We start from the raw sequence: 19,324 nt of genomic DNA, 5'->3' as shown, positions 1-19,324 counted from the left end.
AAGAAATAGCATGTAAACAGATTCAGTACTTTATCGGTTTTACAATCCCCAATCCATTTTTAATATCTTTTTAAGTACGGTTAAATTCTCTAAACCAATCTTGTCTGCTATTTGCTTTTCTATGTTCGTCTTCAATGCTTCATTCTTTTCATAGCATTCTTCTCCAAGTAGTTGCGAAAACATCAGAAGCTGTTCATAATGACTAGTTTAAGATTAAGTCCCTCATATTGTATGAGGAAGTTTTTATGAGATTCTTTTGCATAACACGATTATTTCTCTCGGTAGCTTCTCACTGCTTTTACTTTCTTATCAACCGTGAGAGCACTTTTCTCAACAGTTTTCTACCCCCATTGATTTCTTATCTGCCGTGATAGATACTCTCTCGGCTGTGTTCCTCTCCATTTACTTCCTTATCTGCTGTGATAGGCTTTGATCGACATAACAGCTAAGCTCATCTAATTGCTGTTTGCTCGTTATATCTTCAGTAAATAAAGGGATATAAATAAGATCCTGTTTTTTGAATGTGTTTTTAATTGTATCCATATATTTTCTCTCTTGTTTCCTGCGTTTTTCAAAAAAGGCCCCGCCCGTATCCTTGGGCAACACTTTATTAATGAATAGCGTTTTTACATGTAAGTTATATCTTTCAAGGAGTTCTATTGCTTTTTTAGTTTCTAGAATGGGAAGGTTCTCTGGATTTAACACAAAAATAAAAGCTGTTTGTTCTTGATCAAGCAGTACCTTTCTCGCTTTAAAAAACCTCTCCTGACGCAACTTCAGCACTTTATATATTGGATCTTCTATTGGCTCACCATCATTTAACAATTGCGAATAATTTTCAGTCGTTTTCTTTCTCTTCTTTAGTAAGCCTTCTATCCAGATTCCCATAAGCTCAGGCAAAGTAAGCAGCCTAATAGTATGACCTGTTGGTGCTGTGTCAAATATGATTCGGTCAAAGTGTGCACTTTCCTCTAAAATAATGGTGATTAACTTATCAAATAATGCCGCTTCTTCTGCCCCTGGTGAAACTTTAGCAGTATCTAATTGCCGATTAACCTCTTCTATCATTGAAGGTTGTACAGTTCCCTTCAAATTTTCTTTGACGCTTTTCATATATTTTTCGGTCTCGATCGCTGGATCAATTTCCAGTGCAAATAATTTTTTTTCAATTTGCTTTGTTTTCCCACCAATTTGCTGGCTGAAAATATCTCCGACGTTATGTGCTGGATCCGTGGAAATAAGTAGTGTCCTATTACCAAGATTAGCAGATTTCCATGCAATTGCTGCAGCTGATGTAGATTTTCCAACACCGCCTTTTCCACCTACAAACAGTATTTTTTTATCAAATAATGACATCGCTTTTCTCCTCCTTTCCATTTAAGCCTAACAGCATCGAAAACCAGTCATTGGTGACTTTTCCATCCCCATACGCAAATGCCATTCATGATAATTTTCCATCATATAAGGATACAATTCTAACGTATAATAATAAACTGGATTTGGGATGCCAAGCATTTCAGAATATAGCAGTAATAAAAACATATCGTCTTCATTTCTCAGTTCGCGTGCAATCTCCTGTCGATGCGGCATGCTTAGTACCTCTTCATAAAACGTTATAAGTTGTTTTACTTTACCCAGCATTTAATCACCTGCCCAAATATTATGCAGAAAAGGGATCCAATTAAGATCCCTTCCTTATTTCATTCCCTTAATCATCTTTTATCGATTGATCAAACTTACCGGTTAATGCTTGAAAAGATGTTAACGCAATCCAGGCTGCAAAGACGAAAATAATCGCTCCTAATACAAATAACAATGTATTAGAATTGCTGCCAACCCATGACCATTCAAACAGTACTTGCTGAAATAGTGCGTAAAGTGTCATAAACATTAGAAATATCATCGGAATTAATGTATAAGCGTAATTTCTTCCAAGTCGTTTTAACCAAATTGAAATTAATAGCAAACTAATACCAGCCAATAGCTGGTTAGCTGTTCCAAATAACGGCCAAATCAAGTATCCGCCTGAACCAAATCCATTCGGTCCTTCTGGTATTAACACTAAAGCTGTACTTGATAACACTGCAACAGAAGTAGCAACATGTGGTTTTGTTAAGACATTAACCTTATACTCGGCACCAATTTCAGCAATAATGTAGCGCATTAAACGTACTGCTGTATCTAATGTAGTTGCAGCAAAGCTGACAACGATAATCGAAACAATTGTCGTTGAGATGTTAGCTGATATGCCTAACCCTCCAGCTAAAACTGCAGCTCCTTCAACAAAATTTCCTAATCCACCGGCATTTGCCTGATTAAAGCTTGCATAAGCAGCATTAAAATCAGCTGTACTAGCAAATAATGTTGCAACAGCAAGGATTGAAATTAATGCCAATATACCTTCTCCAACAGCTCCAAAGTATCCAACAAAACGAGCATCTGTTTCGTTATTTAATTGTTTCGAGGATGTGCCTGAGGATACGAGTCCATGAAAACCGGATATCGCTCCACACGCTATTGTAATAAATAATAATGGCAACCATGATATATCTGGTTTTGGATTTGTTAATGGTGCTGTAATTTGTGGATTGGTAAATAATAGACCGAGATATAAAATTCCAAGGCCAACAACTAACTGATGGGAGTTAATAAAATCTCTTGGCTGCAGTAACTTCCAAACCGGGAGTGTGGAAGCAATGTACACGTAAATCATTAATATAATGATCCAAATTAAGAAAGCAGTTGAAACGGTGCTTAGTCCGAATAATCCCGTGCCATCTTCTCCACCCATATATGCGACTAAATCAATTTGTAAAAAGGCAATATCTGCAGATAAAATAGCGGCAACATACATAATAACGAGTGCAATTAATGACGGTACCAGCATTTTGACATTCCGTTTATATACTGCATACCCAATCCAAATAGCTAGCGGAATTTGAATAAAAACTGGAAGAACACTTGATGGGTACGTAATAAACAGGTTTGCTATTACCCATGCAAACACAGCGTTAACCATTAATACAAGGGTTAAGATAATAAACAGAAATAAAATCTTTCCGCGTTTCCCAATTAACTTCTCTGCAATAGTGCCAACAGATTGCCCTTTATTTCGAACGGACAATGCTAACGTGCCAAAATCATGCACCCCTGCTGCAAATACAGTACCTAAGATTACCCATAAAAAAGCAGGCAACCAACCCCAATACAAAGCAATTGCAGGTCCTACAATTGGTGCAGCTCCAGCTACAGAGGTAAAATGATGTCCCCATAAGATAAACTTATTTGTTGGCACAAAATCGACACCATCTTTATACCGATGCGCTGGCGTTACATAGTTGGGATCCAGCCTAAAAATCTTTTCAGCAACAAATTTTGAATAATAGCGATAACCCAAAGCAAAAATGACTATACCAATAAGAGCAACTAGGATCGCATTCAAGTTACTTCTCCCCCCTCTTTTATTTGTTCTTACCCAGTACATGCTATGTATTTAAAATAAGTTATATTCATATCAAAATAATGCTGCACACAAAAAAAGAAAAGACCCTAATTGTCTTTTCTTTTAAATATCAATAAAGCTTGCCCTGCCTATACAGTATCGTCGATAATTTCATCACAGCATGACGATAGCAATGTTGCCTTAAAGTAAACTGATCCGAAAAATAGTTCGGATAAACGACTTGAAAGGTCACTGTCATTTTTTCATATAACTTAGTGTAAACCTCTTTCTCCGAATAAAATTGGGTTTCTCGGCCTTGCAGCCATTCAAAATAGGATACAATGGCCCCGCCTGCATTTGCTAAAATATCTGGTATAATAATAACTCCCTTGTTGTTCAGATAGCCGTCTGCTGCATTGTTGATTGGTGCATTTGCGGCCTCAACGATTATTTTAGCTTGTATCTGCTCCATATTTCCTTCGTGAATCTGGTCTGCTAAAGCCGCCAGAAAAAGCACATCTACGTCTAGTGTTAATAATTCATCACGGGAAAGAATATTAGCATTTATGCCTGCTGATTCTAATTCAGCAGTTGTTTTCGGCAAGTCTCCTTGGTTCTTCGTCGTGTATTTAATAAGTGTTGGAATATCAAGACCATCATTATTGAAGAGTGCCACATTGTGATCGCTTACAGATATGACTTTATTATTCAATAATTTGCATTGATGGGCTTCCAGTGCTGCAACAGATCCTACATTACCAAAACCTTGGATTGCTGCTCGCAATCGTTTATCTTTATGAAGCAGTAGATTCTTAGCAGCTGTGTTTTCCCGTTCTGTCAGCCATGCCTCCTTTTCTTCTAAGAAATCATGCAATAAATAACGGAATGAGTAGTAGACACCTTTTCCTGTTGCCTCTTTGCGTCCTAACGATCCACCATTGACAACACTTTTCCCCGTAAAACTGCCACGATAGCTTCCTCCAGGATGGATACTTTTGTATTCTCCCATCATCCAATCCATTTCACGTTCACTTGTCCCTACGTCCGGTGCCGGTATGTCTTTGTCTGGTCCTATAATATCGCTGAAATACTGAACGTATTTTCGTGATATTAGATTTAGCTCTCTTGGATGGTATTTTCTAGGATCAATTACGACACCACCTTTTCCTCCACCAAAAGGCACTTCATGCAGCGCATTCTTGAGTGTCATTAAAGTAGCAAGATTAACCACTTCATCCTCATGAACCGATTCATGAAATCGAATTCCGCCTTTATATGGTCCGAGAATATTATTATGCTGTACCCGAAAAGCAGGGATTCGAACTACCTCTTCATTTTCAAGTGTAACCCGAAGAAAGGATTTTGCAATATGGTTCGGAGTCGATAAAATTGATTTTAGCGCTCGGAAAACCTTTTCCCTGTCCTGATCTTGAATATCATTTAGAAACTCGGTTTCATCAGACAAGATATCCAAAGAGTTCCCAATCATTTCAACTGTATTAATTGGCATGACGATACCTCCTTCCTTTTTGTTTAATTTCCCCAATTTTTCTCTAGTGTAACAAATGATTGCTTCCTCCTCTACCAATAATATCCTTTTAAATTAAAATCACCTACAGCAAAAAAATTGCAAAAACGGTAGCGATCATTAAACCGCAGATTACGGGAATAAAGTTTTTCCTTACAAGTTCCATCACAGATACGCCGCAAAATCCCGCAATTGCAATTAAAGAAGACCATGCAACAATTGTTCCGCCCCCAGTCCAAATAGCCCCCATTTGACCGATTGCTGCAAGAGTCGATGCATCGATTGCATTGTTTTGTAAAGAAGCTGCCAATGCCCCAGTTAGTGGTAAACCAGAGAACCCTGAACCATCAAGACCTGTAATAATACCAATTATTAAAAGACTGAAAGCTGCAAGAAACGCACTTTGCGGGAGGTAATCTTGTACAGACTGGACAAGGTCAAATAATAGTGCTGGCGCATTCTCTTCAACTCCCAGGATACTTCCTGAGAATTCTGGGCTTCCCAGAAAGAAAAAGCCTGCAATTGGAATGACTGGACCCATTGCTTTAAACGCAAATACAAATCCATCTGTAATATGGTTACTGATGTAATCCAGTGCATGTTGTCTCCCATACGCAAATGTAATAGCCAACAATAAAACTGCAGCTACTCCCCCTATAAATGCAGCACCATCGCCACCTTCTAAACCACTCATTCTTCCAGAAAGAAGCTTTTCGTAAATCATGAAGCCTACAACACCTAATAATGTCAGCGGGACAATTACAGCAAAAGTTTTACTCCAAAATGTAACGTGTTTTGTTTTTGCCTTGTGATTAGACGTGGCAGTAGACTGTAATCCTTTTAAGTCTTTTTCAATTCGCGCATCGCCTTTTTTTCGGATACCTCTTCTTAACAATATATATGCAAGCAGAATGGCTACACTACCAGAAACAAGCGATAGAATCATCGCTTTATCAGCAACTTCATTAATATCGACACCAGCGGATGCTGCAGATAATCCCGGTGCTACTTGCACAATATAATCCGAGGAGAGTGCCATTCCTTGACCTGCAAGAGCTATCGCAACGGCGGATGTCATCGCCGGCAAGCCAGAACGAACAGCTGCTGGAACTAGCAATGCACAGATCAATGGAACTGCAGGGGTCGGCCAAAAGAACAACGAAATAACATAAGTGACACCTACGAGAACAAAAAAAGAAACATGACCATTTACCATCATTTTCTCAAACGGTTCAACCATCCTTCTGTCAGCTTCTAAATCTCGAAGTGCATGCAATAACGCAAGCATAAAGGTAATAATCAGAAAGATATTGAATAGTTCTTGTGCGGCTACTAAATTAGCTCTGAAAATTGTCGTCAGCCCATCCACAACACTGCCCGTGTAAAAACAGCCAATAATAAAGGTTCCTAATAGCGTAGGAAATACAACACCTTTTCTAAAAACCATTGTTAAAATAACAATGAGTGTAAATAAGCCATAAAGCAAATGGGAAAATGTTAAAACCATACGTATTCCTCCCTTTTGGATGTGCTATAGCCTATGCGTAAAAATTTCTGTATGCGACAATTTCGAGCACTGGATGTTTTATTATTTAAAGAACGGGAACATAAATAATAACTTTTTAAGGAGGTATGCAAACATGAAACCATATGTAAGAGAATATGTAGATGAAACCCAAATTAAACTTGATATTAACAAATTAAAGGCAAGAGGTATAACGAAAGAGGATATTTATATCCTTACACACGACGATGAAAGAACTGGTCGAATAGCTGACGGAGCTGACGCAAATACCATTGGAATGAAAGAAATGGATTTTTCAAGTGCTGTTGGAAATATGTTTAACAGTCAAGGTGATGAATTACGAAACAAGCTAAAAGAAATTGGTGTTTCTTCTGTAGAGGCAGAAAATTATGAAGAGGACTTAGATGACGGCAAAATTCTTCTTATCGTTACTAACCATGATTTGGTTGATCAAATGCTCGCTTAAAAAAGCCGAAACCTAATCTCCCTTAAAGACTTAGGCAAGAACTCCGGGCGGGATTATACCGCCCTTTCTTCTTTAGCCTGAAAGGGAGGTCTTTTAATGAAAAGGATGCTTATTATTTACAACTCCTTCTTATCTAATTTAGCAGCACAAGGATTACAAAATAGTTTTCCCCCTTTGTGTACACCATCAAAGAATCCATCTTTACAATAGACTTCCTCTTTGCATTTCACACATGTACCGATTAATTCACGCATTTCATCACCTCCTATATAAAAAATAACCCCTTCTAGAGGTTATTCTTCTGTGAGCGAATGTATAATATTTTATGCAGCGTTCATTAATGTTCGTGGCTGCTTATGGAACAAGAAAAATACAATTACAGAACTGAGAATAAATGAAGGAACCATGTATGATGCATTATAAATTAATGAATACAGCCAAGCTGGCTGGCCTTCAACTGCTGAGCCGAAGAAAACAATTCCCGCCACATAATGAGCTATGAAACGCAAGCCAGAGCCAACGAAAACACCAAAGGTGATATAGCTCAAATATGTTTTCGTTTCACCAGATTTAACCGCTCCCTGAATTTTCTTAGCAAAAACACCAGCAAAGCCGAGTACTGTAAATGCAATTGCATAATCAATAAATCCTTGCAGCGGTACTAAAACATAAGCCGTTCCAGTTGCCACTTGCAAAACTCCCCAAAGAAACCCAGAAAGCAGACCACCTTTAATCCCCCAGCGGAAGGCAACAATAAAAATGGGAATCATTGCAAATGAAACCGATCCGCCTTGCGCCCAAATTTTAAAAGATATTGGAAGAATGTCTAAAAGAAGTGCTAATGCAGTAAAAATCGCTACCTCTACTAAAAATAACGTACGTTTTGTATTCAATGTTAAAAACTCTCCCTTACTTTTTTAGACGCAAAAAAGTAATGCCAAGGGAAGCTTTCTGATGGTGACTGCAATAAGCAGTCTGCTTCGCTCACATTACTTTCTTTATTCCATCAAAAAGACTACCATCCCTACGTTAGAATTAACTAACAGGTTCAAAGGGTCTGAACTTAATTGTTCACTCTCAGCCAAAACGACTCCCCCTGTAGGCTTTTTCTATTTACTTTTTTGTCATCTGTATTGTACCTTATTTATTAGAATTTAACAAATAAATTATAGTATATTATAAGCTGAGAAATTCTTCTACATCTTCTACACATAATCCAATTGCATTCTCCCAAAAATCCGGCTTAGTCAAGTCAACATTCAGGTGTTTCTGTGCAAGCTCTTCTACTGTCATTCTGCCGGTATCTCTTAATAATGCAATATAATCTTCCTCAAAGCTGCCGCCCTTTTCCTTTGCATATGCATAAATACCCAGGCTGAATAAATAGCCGAATGTATATGGAAAATTATAGAACGGAACACCAGTTATATGAAAATGCAGCTTAGAGGACCAAAAGCTTGGATCATATTCTTCTAAACTATTACAATAAGCTTCCTTCTGTGCTTCAATCATTAATTCATTTAAGTGATGTGCGGACACCATTCCTTGTTTACGCGCTTCATAAAATCGTGTTTCAAATAAAAACCGAGCGTGTATATTCATAAAAAAGGCAACGCTACGCTGAATTTTATCCTCCAGCAGAGAGCGCTTTTCCTCCTTGCTTTGTGCACTTTTTACAGATGCATCTGCTACAATCATCTCCGCAAAGGTCGAAGCGGTCTCTGCCACGTTCATTGCGTAGCGTTGGTTTAAGCCGTTGACATCGTTCATCACATGCTGATGATAGGCGTGACCTAATTCATGGGCTAGTGTAGAAATATTTGAAGATGTACCAGAATATGTCATAAAAATACGTGTCTGCTCACTATCTGGGAAGCTCGTGCAAAATCCTCCAGGACGCTTACCCTGCCGATCTTCAGCTTCTATCCATCGTTTTTCAAATGCCATTTTTGCAAAATCTGCCATCTTTGGGCTGAACTTTTGAAATTGATCGACAATATAATTTGCACCTTCTGTATAGCTTGATGTTTTTACAGTTTTACTTAGCGGAGCACTAATATCGTAAATGCTTAATTTCTCTAAGCCAAGCAAATCTGCTTTTTTATTTAAATACGTTACAAAATGCTTTTTATTATTAATAATAGCAGTCCACATTGCATCCAGTGTTTCTTTTTTCATCCGGTTTATTGCTAATGGTTCCTTTAAAACATGTCTCCATCCACGGTGTTTATAAGTTTCCAAGCGGAAGCCGGCTAAATGATTTAAAGTTTGGCTAAATAAAGCTGCTTGTTCTTCCCAGGCATCACCCAGCCGCTTAAAAACATGTTTTCGCATTTCGCGGTCAGGATTCGTAAGTAAATTGGAAGCTTGACCCACAGAGTAATGTTTGTGTTCCCCATTCTCTTCAATCTTCACTGTCATATTACCTACGACCGCTCCGTACATTTGATTCCAGGCATGATAGCCATCTACTGCTAAATCGTTAATCAGTACCTCTTGCTCCTCAGACAGGTTTTCTTTTGCTGCTGCTCTATTTTCATTTAAGACGAAAGCAATATCCACCAATTCAGGCAACTGCAATAATGTTTTCCAATCTGAATCTGGAATAGCAATTAATTTTTGATCAAATTTCGTTGTAATAATTCCCATTTTTGCAGAAAGAGCACTTCGCTGGCCGACTAATATGTCCGCTTTTTCATCTTTTACGTTTTGTGCACTGAGACAGCTTACAAAAGCAGAAGCCTCACGCAGTTTTTTGCTTGTCTTTTCTAATTTATGTACGATTTGCAGGAATTCGGATATATATCCTGATTCTTGTGGAATAAATTGTTCCACTCTTTCTGAAAGATCTGCCAATGCTTCCTTTATATGATTAACATAAGCTTGAAATTGCTCTGATTCGCTTCCTCCCGGAAATAGCGTATCCAAATCCCATCTTGGATTTAAAGTCAATTGCATAATATCTCCCCTTGTTTGATAAATTATCTTTTACCTATCTTCCTATTATAACGAAATTTCTGATGATAATCACGAAATTGGGTAATTTTAGATGCACGTATTGAAACAAAGATATGAAACGATCCTTTAAATGCGTTTCAGCAGCTTCACATCCGGGAAGATTATTTATAGGAAATGTAAATTTAGTTTTAATTAATTTATTTTTAATTAAATGCAGTTGACAATAGCTTATTATGATTATATACTAAGTAACAGAAAGTAATTATAATAAATGGAGGTAATCAGACATGACAAAAACAGTTTGGACGGTTGACCAAGTCCACAGTGAAATTGGTTTTTCTGTAAAGCATATGATGATTTCTAAAGCGAAAGGAACATTTGATAAATTTGATGCAGTAATTGAAGCTGATGTTGAGGACTTGACAGATGCAAAGATTGAAATGACAATTGATGTAAATAGTATCAATACACGAAATGAAGACCGTGATAATCATTTACGTTCAGCAGACTTCTTTGATGCTGAGAATCATCCCAATATGACTTTTGTTGCGACAGATATTAAGAAGACTTCCTCTAATCAATATGATGTAGTTGGTGATCTAACAATTCGCGGAACGACAAAACCTGCTACACTTGACGTAACATTTGAAGGACAAAGTAAAGACCCAATGGGTGGAGCAACTGTAGCTGGATTCAGTGGCACAACAACAATTAACCGAAAAGAATTCGGTCTTACTTGGAATGCAGCAGTTGAAACTGGTGGCGTACTAGTTGGGGAAGATGTTAAAATTAACTTCGAGCTTGAACTTCACAAACAAGGTTAATTTAAAAGCACAAGTAACGTATTCGTTATTTGTGCTTTTTTCAATTTATTGCTTAATAATACCCTCTAACGGTAAAATGTATTATTCTGCATCTCCATTAAAATATTCCACCGTATCCGAAGAATAAATAGAGACAATCATTTTTCCATTACGTGAACTGGCCCGTATTAAAATTGGTTCATTGTATAGATTTTTAAACACGAAATCCGGACCCCACCAGCTAACAGTTGCATCTCTTCCCAGTGGTACATATGGAACCCGCCGGCTATGTGCATACCTTTCCATGATTTGAATTCCTTTAAGATCAACCGCATTAAAGAGCGTTGACGATACTTGACAAATTCCGCCGCCAATATCCTCTGCTAGCTCCCCTTTTACAATCACCGGTGCCTTTTTATAGCCCCTTTCAACTGTTCTTTCTCCAACTACTTGATTAAACGAGAAAGTTTCTCTTGGAAAGACGACTGTATTATTAATTGCTTCAGCCGCAAGAGCAATATTATCGGAACGCTCGGCATTGCGCTGATTATAATACGTCGAATAACTTCCAAGTGCTTTTGTGCTAATTTCTTTGAGTAAACCTGTATCTACCTTAGGATAAGTTCGATATACGGGTACAAGAAGTTTTCCATCTTTCTCACTATAATATAATTCCCTAAATAAATATTCGAATTTATTCCTGTCTAAAGTGGCTCCAGGATTTTCTGCAATGATTCTTCCGTCCTTTCCAAAAAAGGCATTCTGGGGCTCTTGATATACTTCCACTTCCAAACTGTCCATAAGCTTGTTCAATTTAGTATCGTCGATAAAAGAAGCATCAATAATATCTAAACCATACTGTTCGATTTCAACTTTTTTCAAGGTGATCTCCTTGTTCTTAATCTGAATTGGGCTGGCTTGGACATGAAGTGGAGCTCCAATCAGTAGCAAAACAAATAAGAAAACGCGCAATACAACACCTCCCACTATTAGTATGAATCAAACAAATGAATTCATTCTTGCGGGGATATTGAATTTTCGCGATGAAAAATTCATAAATCATCATAATTGAAAGAAACTCCGAACCAGTGTCAATTATGGATTAAGCGTATACCCGCTCCGGAAATACACTTCGCGTACCTTAGGAGGGCTGGTGAACCTCCTTGTGCTAGCGCACTGCGTAGTCTCACCGATGCCCTTCCTCCCGCAGGAGTCTACGTATATTTCCTGCGCTAGTATTGGTTCACTATAAATAACATGGTTTAAAAAATAGAAACAGTACTGTATTCTAACCAGTCCGGGTGAGCGTAGGGCGGTAACTCCTCGAAAATAAAAGCCAATTTTCTTCGTGCGATGTAAATGCTGACGAAGCATTCCTTGTCCTGTGGGAACAGCACGTGTCTGAAGACTCACAGGAAGTGGTTTTCTTCCGGAGAGGCTGAAGCCAGCATCCGCCCGAAGCGATCCCGGACGGCGGGGCTTACTCAAACCTTGGCAGTTAGTTTGAAGTTTATATATATTGTATAGTTTCAAAACATATAAAAAAGACCATCCAAAAAATGTTTGAATGGTCTTTTTAGCTTATCTAAAGTCTCGATTATCTTCTAAATAATCACTCGCAATTCGATATCCGACAATGGATAGCAATACAAGCAATAACCCGCATAATGGCTTTTTCATTGAAACTACCTCCCAGATATAGTGCTTATTTTGATAAAATTGCTTAGAATAGACGGAATTTACCTTTTTTAAGTACTGTCTTAGCTCCACCCACCATGAATAGTGAACGATCATCAACAACCTTTTTCATTGCTGCTGCTGCTTTACCTCTTAACTTCGTACCATCAAGAACATTTCCTATTCCATCACTTAGACCTAATGATGCAACCGTACCTTTATTAGAGAATACGAAATCTTTTAAAGGCTCATTGCGTAATAATGCAATAATATTATCAGCAGCTGCTGCCCCTTCTTGTGTAGCTAATTGACCTGTTGGCGGGTATGGTCTGCCAGATTCCTTATCCATTGTCCATGAGCAGTCACCAAGAATAAAGATATCCTCAACACCCGGAACTCTTAAATCAGCATCTACGTTTACTTTACCTTTAAACACTTCAAAGCCTGATTTTGCGAGTACAGGGTTTCCAGTAACTCCTCCTGTCCACACAACAGTACCAGCTTTAATTAATTCTTTATCATCACCAACGATGAATCCTTCTTCTGTACATTCTTTAATTGGAGCACCAATTCTAAATTCTACGCCACGATCTTCAAGCGACTTTTTCGCATATGTAACAAGATCTTCGTCAAATACAGGAAGAATAGATGGAGCAGCCTCCACATTGATAATGCGAGCTTTACTGCGATCAATATCGTATTTTTTGCATAGCTGTGGTACTTTTTCAGCTAATTCACCAACGAATTCAATTCCAGTGAAGCCACCACCGCCAACTAGGATTGTCAGGCTATCCTCGCTAGCATTTTCTTCTGTTGCATATTTAGCAAATTGATATTCAATATGCTCTGCAATTAAACGACTTGAATCAATATCTTCAATTGCAAATGCATGTTCTTCCATTCCTGGAATACCAAATGTATTTGAAACAAATCCTAATGCTACAATCAGGTAGTCATAGGATACTTCACTGTTTTCCAATACTACACGCTTTTCGTCTTTCTTTACTTCCTGTACAGTATCGTAAATTAAACGAACCTTTTTCGGGTTTACAACATCAGTCAGCATAAAGCGTGCTTGGTTTGGATTGATTGTTCCAGCAGCAACTTCATGAAGCCATGTACTTTCATAATGGTAATTATGTTTGTTAATTAATACAATCTCCGCTTCTTCTGCGGCTAGTTTTTGGGATAGACGTCTTGTTGCAACGAGGCCTGCGTATCCAGCTCCAAGTACAACTATTTTTGGTTTACTCATTCATCTTTTCCACCCTTCTACTTTCCTTAAAATTATTCATAAAACACAAGCGGCACAAGCGCTTCCAATCATTTAACATTAATAAATTTCCCGACGCTTAAAGCCATGCATAACTTGTCTCATACATTGCTATAATACCAAATTTCTTTTAAATAGGCTAATATTCCTTAACTTTTTCTTAAAAATTCTCTTTTTATCCTTAATTACACCGGCCTAACCGTTATTTCATTTACATTTACATAATCTGGTTGTGTTAAGGCATAGCTAACTGCCCTTGCTATATCTTCTGTCTGGAGTGGCTTTCGATCATTTGGCAGGCGTTCATGATTTCTTTCCGTAACAACCATACCCGGTGAAATATTTGTTACTCGAACTCCTGTCCTTGCTAATTCTTTTTCTAATCCCACTGAAATTGCACGAACAGCAAATTTAGTAGCACTATAAACTGTAGTTGATTTTGTTACCTCTTGACCAGAAACAGAAGAAATATTAATGATATGGCCCGAAGACCTTTCAAGCATCCCTGGCAAAACAGCATGAATCCCATATAGCACACCTTTAATGTTAGCATCAATCATCTGATCCCATGCTTGAACATTTTCATTTCTTACTATCCCGTCTCCAACCAAGCCGGCATTATTTACATATACATCAATATTCCCGAAAGCCTCCGTTGCTTGATTTACCATAGAGTTGACACTTTCCTGCTGTGAAACATCTGTGGGGATAGCTAATGCTTGGCCATTCCCCAAACTGTTTATCTCTTTTACGACTTCCTCGAGCTTGTCCTTTCTCCTTGCTGCTAGAACAACATTTACACCATCCTTAGCTAACTGCTTTGCAATGGCAACTCCAATTCCACTGCTCGCACCTGTTACAACCGCTGTTTTCCCTTCTAAATTCCGCATTTAATATTCCTCCTTGTAAAAGGTTATTTTATTCTTTTAATACCTCTTTAATTTCTTTTGTTGAATCTGGCGTTGGTTCCGGTTCCTTAACTGGCTGATTTGCATCTTCTTCTGGGACTATCGGTTCTTTTTCCTTTGAAGTATCTACTTCCTTTTCATCGTCGGATTCTGCCCGGGGACTTTCCGGCTGTTCCTCTTTTTCAGGTGGATTGACTGGCTGTTCTGCTCCATCTTTTATTTCTTTGTCATCATCCTCTTCTTTCTTATTTTCATGATTCCCCTTAGCATTATTAACTGTTTTCCCGTTATCTGACTTTTGAATCGGTTCTTCATTTGTTTTCTTTTCTACTTTATATTTTTTTTCAGCTGTTTGATCTGTCGTGCCATTATTTGTATAAGAAGCTGATGGGCTTGACCGATCTATTATTATCGACGTTTCTTCTTCCTCTTCCTCTAGCAGATCTTCTTCAATTTTTTCTGTATCAGCTGCTTCAGCCATTTGCTGCTTATTTTTCATCGTTAATGCAATTTTTTCAAGGGATTGTGAACCAGCATTATTTTTTATAAATACTGCGGCTGTGTGGACACTAACTTTTGCGTCTGGCTCAACAAGCTTTATCGTTTCCTTTTCCGCAATCACGTCTGTTTGTTCGACACCTTTCTCCTCTGCTTTCCCATATTCATCCTTTGTAGCTTCGATTCGGTTAATTCCGATTATAACTACAAAAATAAACGCAATTAACGTAAGAACGTTAATAACGATAAGTTTTTTACTTCGCAAATTCACTCCACTCCTATAATATTTGCCTATATTTATCAAAATCTATCTCTTTTCTTCCATTGTAAGCTTTATCTCGGTTAATTTCCAAACTTTTTAACTACGAATTATTATAGCTGGACATATCGAATTTAAAATGGCAAACAATCCTTTTTTCCCCAAACAAAAAAGCTGTTCTTATCAGGCAGTACACCTGATAAGAACAGCTAAACTAATAGACTAATTTCTATTGTGATTGTTTTTTCGTATCGGAGAATAACTTCCCTCTTTCCAACCATTTTTGTTTGGCTGCTTTCCTTCTCTTCACTTCTGCTTTCACAAGTTTTGGGAAGCCATTTTCAGCAAAGTCCTGAACACTGTCCCAGTCTCGGAAAAATAGAACCTTCATGTCCTTTGAACCATCCGTATTTCGTCGTTTGTTTAGACATACACCAAAAATCCGGTTCGATTTTTCAAGCATCTGATTAAATAAAAGGGGATGTTTTTCCTGATTTTTGTACAGCTTATCAACCATTCCCATAAAATGTGAATCATAACTATGGAAAGAAGTGTCAGCAGAAATGCTTTTACTGCTGCGATATACTTTACGGTTGCTCGCATTCACCCATATTAATGTACCATAACCCAGGTTCTCCTTTGTACTTACGATAACTTTTTTCATGTTCGTCATCCTGTCTCGAGGAAAATTAGCATCGCAAATATAATTCTCAAGATCTCCGTTTATTGAATTATGCTACCTCTACCCTTAAGTATACACCATTTTCAACTTAAAAGCTTGAAAACTTATAAATACACATTTTCCCTTAATCCCATTTTCGATTAATTTACTTCGAAAATTCCATTTTCCAGCTAAAATAGTCATTGACGCTATTTTTTTCATAGCTTAAATAGGCATTGAATTTCTTTCCGCCTTTACTTGTCAAACCTTTAACAAAGACTTTCTTCTCTTTCAATAACATTTTCACCATTGTTTTCGTCGGCTTTTTACGCATTGAAGCCAAATATTTATCATTTTTCCAAATCGCAAACGTACAGCCTTTCTTCCAATTGCTGCAGCCAAAAGCTTTAAAGCCGTCTGTCACCTTGCCCCCACATTGTGGACAAGCTCCTAAAACTTCATTGGTTGCATGAGAGGAGGTTACCCTGTTAATAATAACATCCTCTGAACATTTAATTGTTTCAACCGACTCCGTTGTAAAATGAAAAACAAGTCGAAGGAATTCTTGCTTGCTCGCTTTTCCTTTTTGTATATCAGACAACGCTTTTTCAAGACGCCCAGTGAATTCCAAATCAAAAAGGTTTTTAACTGGAAAAGTTTCTACAAGCCGTTTGCCGAGCTCTGTACATAGCAAGTTTTTATTTTCCGTTGTTATATAGCCTACATCTTTCAGCTTTTTAATCGTTTCTGCCCTTGTTGCAGCTGTACCAATACTAAAGCCAGTTAAAATACTGCCCATCAGTTCTTCGCTTTCATCCTCTTTATAACTTTTGCCGCAAGTCTCCATTACTCGAAGCAACGTTCTTTCAGTATGATGCTTTGGCGGCTTCGTTACATGAGAAGTGACCTCAGATCTGATTAATTGAACGTAATCATTTAAGCTCACAAACGGAAGAATCGTATCTTTTGATTGCATTTTCTCTACCTTTTTCCAGCCATCAATGAGCTGTACCTTACCCTTTGAATGGAACACACCCGATAGGTCGTTTTCTAAAATTTTCGTGACTAGCTTTGTTTCCTCATATTCAGCTATTGGCATAAACTGCATTATAAAACGGTTTTTAATTGCTGTATAAACAATTCCTTCATCCGCTGAAAGTCGTTTCGGTTTTACATATGTCGGAATGATCGCACTATGGCTCTCCACTTTCGCGTTATTAAAGACCCGTTTTGTTTTCATAAATTTTATTTCCTCTTTATAAGGGAGCTCCTCAGAATGCACCTTTAATACATGGGCTGTTTTTGCAACCAGACTTTCTTCCAAGGCAATACTGGAGGTTCGCGGATATGTAATCAGTTTTTTCTCATAAAGTGATTGAGCCACCTTTAACACTTTGTCGGACGTCCATCCCTTATATTTACTCGTTATAAATCCCTGCAGATTTGATAAATTAAATAAAAACGGCGGGAACTCTTTTTTCTTCTCCACTTGTTTATCGGTAATTATTGCTTGCTTGTTTTGAATCAAATTGTGGACTTCTTCCAATACTTCTTTTTTCTTAAATTTTTCTTCTTTGTTAACTATATAGATTCCTTCATATTCATAGTTATCTGCTGTCTGAAACGTTGCAGTCAGTTTAAAATAATCCTCTGGCTTGAAATTAGCTATTTCTTGATCGCGATCATAGATTATTTTTAATGTTGGCAAGAGAACCCTGCCTATATTCAACGCCTTGCTTTTTCCTTGTTGGTATTTTAACGTTGCAACAGATGTCAGATTAATACCTATGACCCAATCGGCCCATTGTCTGCTAATTCCTGCATCTCGCAATGGCTGCATTGCGCTGTTCGGTTTAAGATTTTCTAACCCTTGCAGAACTTCATTCTGTGTCCATTCATTTAAAAGCAGACGATGCACAATGGCTTTCGGCTTCGTACCACCACGATAGATAATACTATCTCCAATCAATTGCCCTTCTCGATCATAATCACATGCTGAAATAATTGCCTCCACATCGTTTCTTCTCATTAGAGAGTGGATTATCTTTAACTGCTTTGCAGCTCCGCCATCTGTTCGTGCTCGATTTCGCGGATTGCTTTTCACTTTATATTTAAATTCAGAAGGGATAAAAGGAAAATTATCCATTTTCCAGCTTCGCATTTTACCATCATAGTCCTTCGCATCGTATAACTCTACAAGATGACCAAACGCCCAAGTGATCAAATAGTTATCTCCCTCAAAATAGCCATCTTTTTTTGTTTTAATTTTCAATGCGTCTGCAATATTTTTTGCGACGGATGGTTTTTCTGCAAGTATTAATCGGACTCCCATTTCGAATTCATCCCCTTTCCTTTTATGCCAAAGCCGTTCGTTTTTCTCTATTAACTCCTCTACTAGAAACATTCGTTCGATATCTCATTATGCCATAGATTGCCCTTTTTTTCTAATTGATTCCTATCCCGTATATGGCTTAGATTGGTTGGATGACCACTTTCTATTACGTTTTTATTTTAATTCAACCAATTTTAATTTTCTCTCTTATATGATATAAATGCTCTCAGCATTATTATGGTTAAAAAATACTTCTTTTCTATCTCCATCAAAATCATTTGCATAGACTGGGTCGGATTTTTTGCATACTTACATATTTTCAAAGCCAATTAGAATAACTTCCAATCCATAAATAAACTGCTGATCATAATCCGCATCTACAGTTAAAACCATCTGCAAATGGCAGCTCGATTGGCATGTCCTGATGTACTTCCTTTTTTAGGTTAACGAGTATTAATAATCCACCACCTGTATTTTATATAATACTTATAAATTACTCATGAATGGTTAAACTAGCTTCATTGGTGATATTAAATCACCGTGAATATTTACAGGAGGTGCGATGATGTCTGAGCAAAATAAAAATCGCAACAAGGATAAAGGAAAACAAAACAATCGCAATAAACATAATAAACAAGGTAATGATACGGAATTCGCTAGTGAAAACAGTGAATTTCTCAACTTAGACAATAAGAAAAACAAACGAAAAAGGTAGCAACAATACTAAAAGCTAAGTCATTGACTTCATCTTGACTTAGCTTTTTTGCTGTACAAAGATAAAAAGTGAAATCCCCCTTGCTTTTTTTATTTTTCTAATGTAAGGTATTACTAATATAATTTTGAAAAATTACATAAATCTATTTATATTCTTATCCAGAGAGACGGAGGGACTGGCCCTTTGATGTCTCAGCAACCAGCCGATAACGGTCCGGTGCTAATTCCAGTAAGCAACTATTCAAGTTGTTTAGAAGATAAGAAGAATGCTGTGCTATTA

Annotated in this window: 18 protein-coding genes and 2 riboswitches; of the genes, 3 read left to right on the top strand and 15 right to left on the bottom strand. The window is 37.5% G+C overall.

The genetic code is table 11. The features are described from left to right. Positions 1–39: 39 nt before the first annotated feature. The 6 genes from NSQ77_RS18350 to NSQ77_RS18325 form a co-directional block, all read right to left on the bottom strand. Positions 40–183 carry a hypothetical protein gene (locus NSQ77_RS18350; RefSeq protein ID WP_339227514.1) on the bottom strand — a complete coding sequence of 48 codons (144 nt, stop codon included), beginning with the start codon at positions 181–183 and terminating at the stop codon, positions 40–42. Between the two features lie 219 nt (positions 184–402). Further along, a complete protein-coding gene (locus tag NSQ77_RS18345; protein ID WP_339227513.1) occupies positions 403–1,356 on the bottom strand; it encodes an ArsA family ATPase in 954 nt (317 codons plus the stop codon). Positions 1,357–1,383: 27 nt separating this feature from the next. Then, complete coding sequence (locus NSQ77_RS18340) at positions 1,384–1,641, bottom strand: cory-CC-star protein (protein ID WP_339227512.1); 258 nt, start codon at positions 1,639–1,641, stop codon at positions 1,384–1,386. A 67-nt stretch (positions 1,642–1,708) separates the two neighbouring features. Further along, on the bottom strand, positions 1,709–3,442 hold the full coding sequence (locus tag NSQ77_RS18335; protein WP_339227511.1) for a carbon starvation protein A: 1,734 nt from the start codon (positions 3,440–3,442) through the stop codon (positions 1,709–1,711). 130 nt (positions 3,443–3,572) lie between these two features. Continuing rightward, positions 3,573–4,952: a Glu/Leu/Phe/Val dehydrogenase gene (locus NSQ77_RS18330; RefSeq protein WP_339227510.1), complete on the bottom strand. Its 1,380-nt coding sequence runs from the start codon at positions 4,950–4,952 to the stop codon at positions 3,573–3,575. A gap of 103 nt (positions 4,953–5,055) precedes the next feature. Then, on the bottom strand, positions 5,056–6,477 hold the full coding sequence (locus NSQ77_RS18325; protein WP_339227509.1) for a hypothetical protein: 1,422 nt from the start codon (positions 6,475–6,477) through the stop codon (positions 5,056–5,058). A 133-nt stretch (positions 6,478–6,610) separates the two neighbouring features. On the opposite strand from NSQ77_RS18325, the gene NSQ77_RS18320 reads away from it, so the two are divergent. Next, positions 6,611–6,961, top strand: coding sequence for a general stress protein (locus NSQ77_RS18320; protein WP_339227508.1), 351 nt, complete (start codon positions 6,611–6,613; stop codon positions 6,959–6,961). A 116-nt stretch (positions 6,962–7,077) separates the two neighbouring features. On the opposite strand, the gene NSQ77_RS18315 is transcribed toward NSQ77_RS18320, so the two are convergent. The 3 genes from NSQ77_RS18315 to NSQ77_RS18305 form a co-directional block, all read right to left on the bottom strand. Further along, on the bottom strand, positions 7,078–7,215 hold the full coding sequence (locus tag NSQ77_RS18315; protein ID WP_339227507.1) for a hypothetical protein: 138 nt from the start codon (positions 7,213–7,215) through the stop codon (positions 7,078–7,080). Between the two features lie 69 nt (positions 7,216–7,284). Continuing rightward, positions 7,285–7,854 carry an energy-coupled thiamine transporter ThiT gene (gene thiT / locus NSQ77_RS18310; protein ID WP_339227506.1) on the bottom strand — a complete coding sequence of 190 codons (570 nt, stop codon included), beginning with the start codon at positions 7,852–7,854 and terminating at the stop codon, positions 7,285–7,287. Between the two features lie 110 nt (positions 7,855–7,964). Further along, positions 7,965–8,068, bottom strand: a riboswitch (TPP riboswitch). 69 nt (positions 8,069–8,137) lie between these two features. After that, complete coding sequence (locus NSQ77_RS18305) at positions 8,138–9,919, bottom strand: M3 family oligoendopeptidase (protein WP_339227505.1); 1,782 nt, start codon at positions 9,917–9,919, stop codon at positions 8,138–8,140. Between the two features lie 287 nt (positions 9,920–10,206). Between NSQ77_RS18305 and NSQ77_RS18300 the strand changes: the two genes are divergently transcribed. Then, the gene (locus NSQ77_RS18300) at positions 10,207–10,743 is read left to right on the top strand and encodes a YceI family protein (protein WP_339227504.1); all 537 of its coding nucleotides are present in this window, start codon (positions 10,207–10,209) and stop codon (positions 10,741–10,743) included. An 81-nt stretch (positions 10,744–10,824) separates the two neighbouring features. Here the strand turns inward: NSQ77_RS18300 and NSQ77_RS18295 are convergent, their stop codons facing one another. The 6 genes from NSQ77_RS18295 to NSQ77_RS18270 all read right to left on the bottom strand — a co-directional run bounded on the left by NSQ77_RS18295 (position 10,825) and on the right by NSQ77_RS18270 (position 18,330). Next, positions 10,825–11,694 (bottom strand): VanW family protein, encoded by an 870-nt coding sequence (locus NSQ77_RS18295; RefSeq protein WP_339227503.1) that lies wholly within the window; start codon positions 11,692–11,694, stop codon positions 10,825–10,827. A 751-nt stretch (positions 11,695–12,445) separates the two neighbouring features. After that, entirely contained in the window at positions 12,446–13,654 is a 1,209-nt protein-coding gene (locus tag NSQ77_RS18290) for an NAD(P)/FAD-dependent oxidoreductase (RefSeq protein WP_339227502.1), read from the bottom strand. Positions 13,655–13,857: 203 nt separating this feature from the next. Then, positions 13,858–14,562 (bottom strand): SDR family oxidoreductase, encoded by a 705-nt coding sequence (locus NSQ77_RS18285; protein WP_339227501.1) that lies wholly within the window; start codon positions 14,560–14,562, stop codon positions 13,858–13,860. A 28-nt stretch (positions 14,563–14,590) separates the two neighbouring features. Further along, positions 14,591–15,343 carry a hypothetical protein gene (locus tag NSQ77_RS18280; RefSeq protein WP_339227500.1) on the bottom strand — a complete coding sequence of 251 codons (753 nt, stop codon included), beginning with the start codon at positions 15,341–15,343 and terminating at the stop codon, positions 14,591–14,593. Between the two features lie 223 nt (positions 15,344–15,566). Further along, positions 15,567–16,001, bottom strand: a complete 435-nt coding sequence (locus tag NSQ77_RS18275; RefSeq protein WP_339227499.1) for a hypothetical protein — start codon at positions 15,999–16,001, stop codon at positions 15,567–15,569. Between the two features lie 163 nt (positions 16,002–16,164). Then, entirely contained in the window at positions 16,165–18,330 is a 2,166-nt protein-coding gene (locus NSQ77_RS18270) for a DNA topoisomerase (protein ID WP_339227498.1), read from the bottom strand. A gap of 565 nt (positions 18,331–18,895) precedes the next feature. Here NSQ77_RS18270 and NSQ77_RS18265 point away from each other — a divergent pair. Continuing rightward, positions 18,896–19,045, top strand: coding sequence for a hypothetical protein (locus tag NSQ77_RS18265; RefSeq protein ID WP_187378580.1), 150 nt, complete (start codon positions 18,896–18,898; stop codon positions 19,043–19,045). Between the two features lie 151 nt (positions 19,046–19,196). Then, positions 19,197–19,308, top strand: a riboswitch (SAM riboswitch). Positions 19,309–19,324 lie beyond the last annotated feature (16 nt).

The sequence above is a fragment of the Oceanobacillus sp. FSL K6-2867 genome, from assembly GCF_037963145.1.
Taxonomy (GTDB): Bacteria; Bacillota; Bacilli; order Bacillales; family Amphibacillaceae; genus Oceanobacillus.
The sequence above is the reverse complement of the archived record's forward strand: the minus strand, read 5'-3'. Positions and strand labels throughout refer to the sequence as shown.

Excerpts from the sequence above, each read along its gene's own strand:
- NSQ77_RS18305 (WP_339227505.1), bottom strand. The coding sequence starts at position 9,919 with ATGCAATTGACTTTAAATCCAAGATGGGATTTGGATACGCTATTTCCG.
- NSQ77_RS18270 (WP_339227498.1), bottom strand. The coding sequence starts at position 18,330 with ATGGGAGTCCGATTAATACTTGCAGAAAAACCATCCGTCGCAAAAAAT.
- NSQ77_RS18320 (WP_339227508.1), top strand. The coding sequence starts at position 6,611 with ATGAAACCATATGTAAGAGAATATGTAGATGAAACCCAAATTAAACTT.
- NSQ77_RS18275 (WP_339227499.1), bottom strand. The coding sequence starts at position 16,001 with ATGAAAAAAGTTATCGTAAGTACAAAGGAGAACCTGGGTTATGGTACA.
- NSQ77_RS18345 (WP_339227513.1), bottom strand. The coding sequence starts at position 1,356 with ATGTCATTATTTGATAAAAAAATACTGTTTGTAGGTGGAAAAGGCGGT.
- NSQ77_RS18265 (WP_187378580.1), top strand. The coding sequence starts at position 18,896 with ATGTCTGAGCAAAATAAAAATCGCAACAAGGATAAAGGAAAACAAAAC.
- NSQ77_RS18325 (WP_339227509.1), bottom strand. The coding sequence starts at position 6,477 with ATGGTTTTAACATTTTCCCATTTGCTTTATGGCTTATTTACACTCATT.
- NSQ77_RS18315 (WP_339227507.1), bottom strand. The coding sequence starts at position 7,215 with ATGCGTGAATTAATCGGTACATGTGTGAAATGCAAAGAGGAAGTCTAT.
- NSQ77_RS18340 (WP_339227512.1), bottom strand. The coding sequence starts at position 1,641 with ATGCTGGGTAAAGTAAAACAACTTATAACGTTTTATGAAGAGGTACTA.
- NSQ77_RS18330 (WP_339227510.1), bottom strand. The coding sequence starts at position 4,952 with ATGCCAATTAATACAGTTGAAATGATTGGGAACTCTTTGGATATCTTG.
- NSQ77_RS18285 (WP_339227501.1), bottom strand. The coding sequence starts at position 14,562 with ATGCGGAATTTAGAAGGGAAAACAGCGGTTGTAACAGGTGCGAGCAGT.
- NSQ77_RS18350 (WP_339227514.1), bottom strand. The coding sequence starts at position 183 with ATGTTTTCGCAACTACTTGGAGAAGAATGCTATGAAAAGAATGAAGCA.
- NSQ77_RS18300 (WP_339227504.1), top strand. The coding sequence starts at position 10,207 with ATGACAAAAACAGTTTGGACGGTTGACCAAGTCCACAGTGAAATTGGT.
- NSQ77_RS18290 (WP_339227502.1), bottom strand. The coding sequence starts at position 13,654 with ATGAGTAAACCAAAAATAGTTGTACTTGGAGCTGGATACGCAGGCCTC.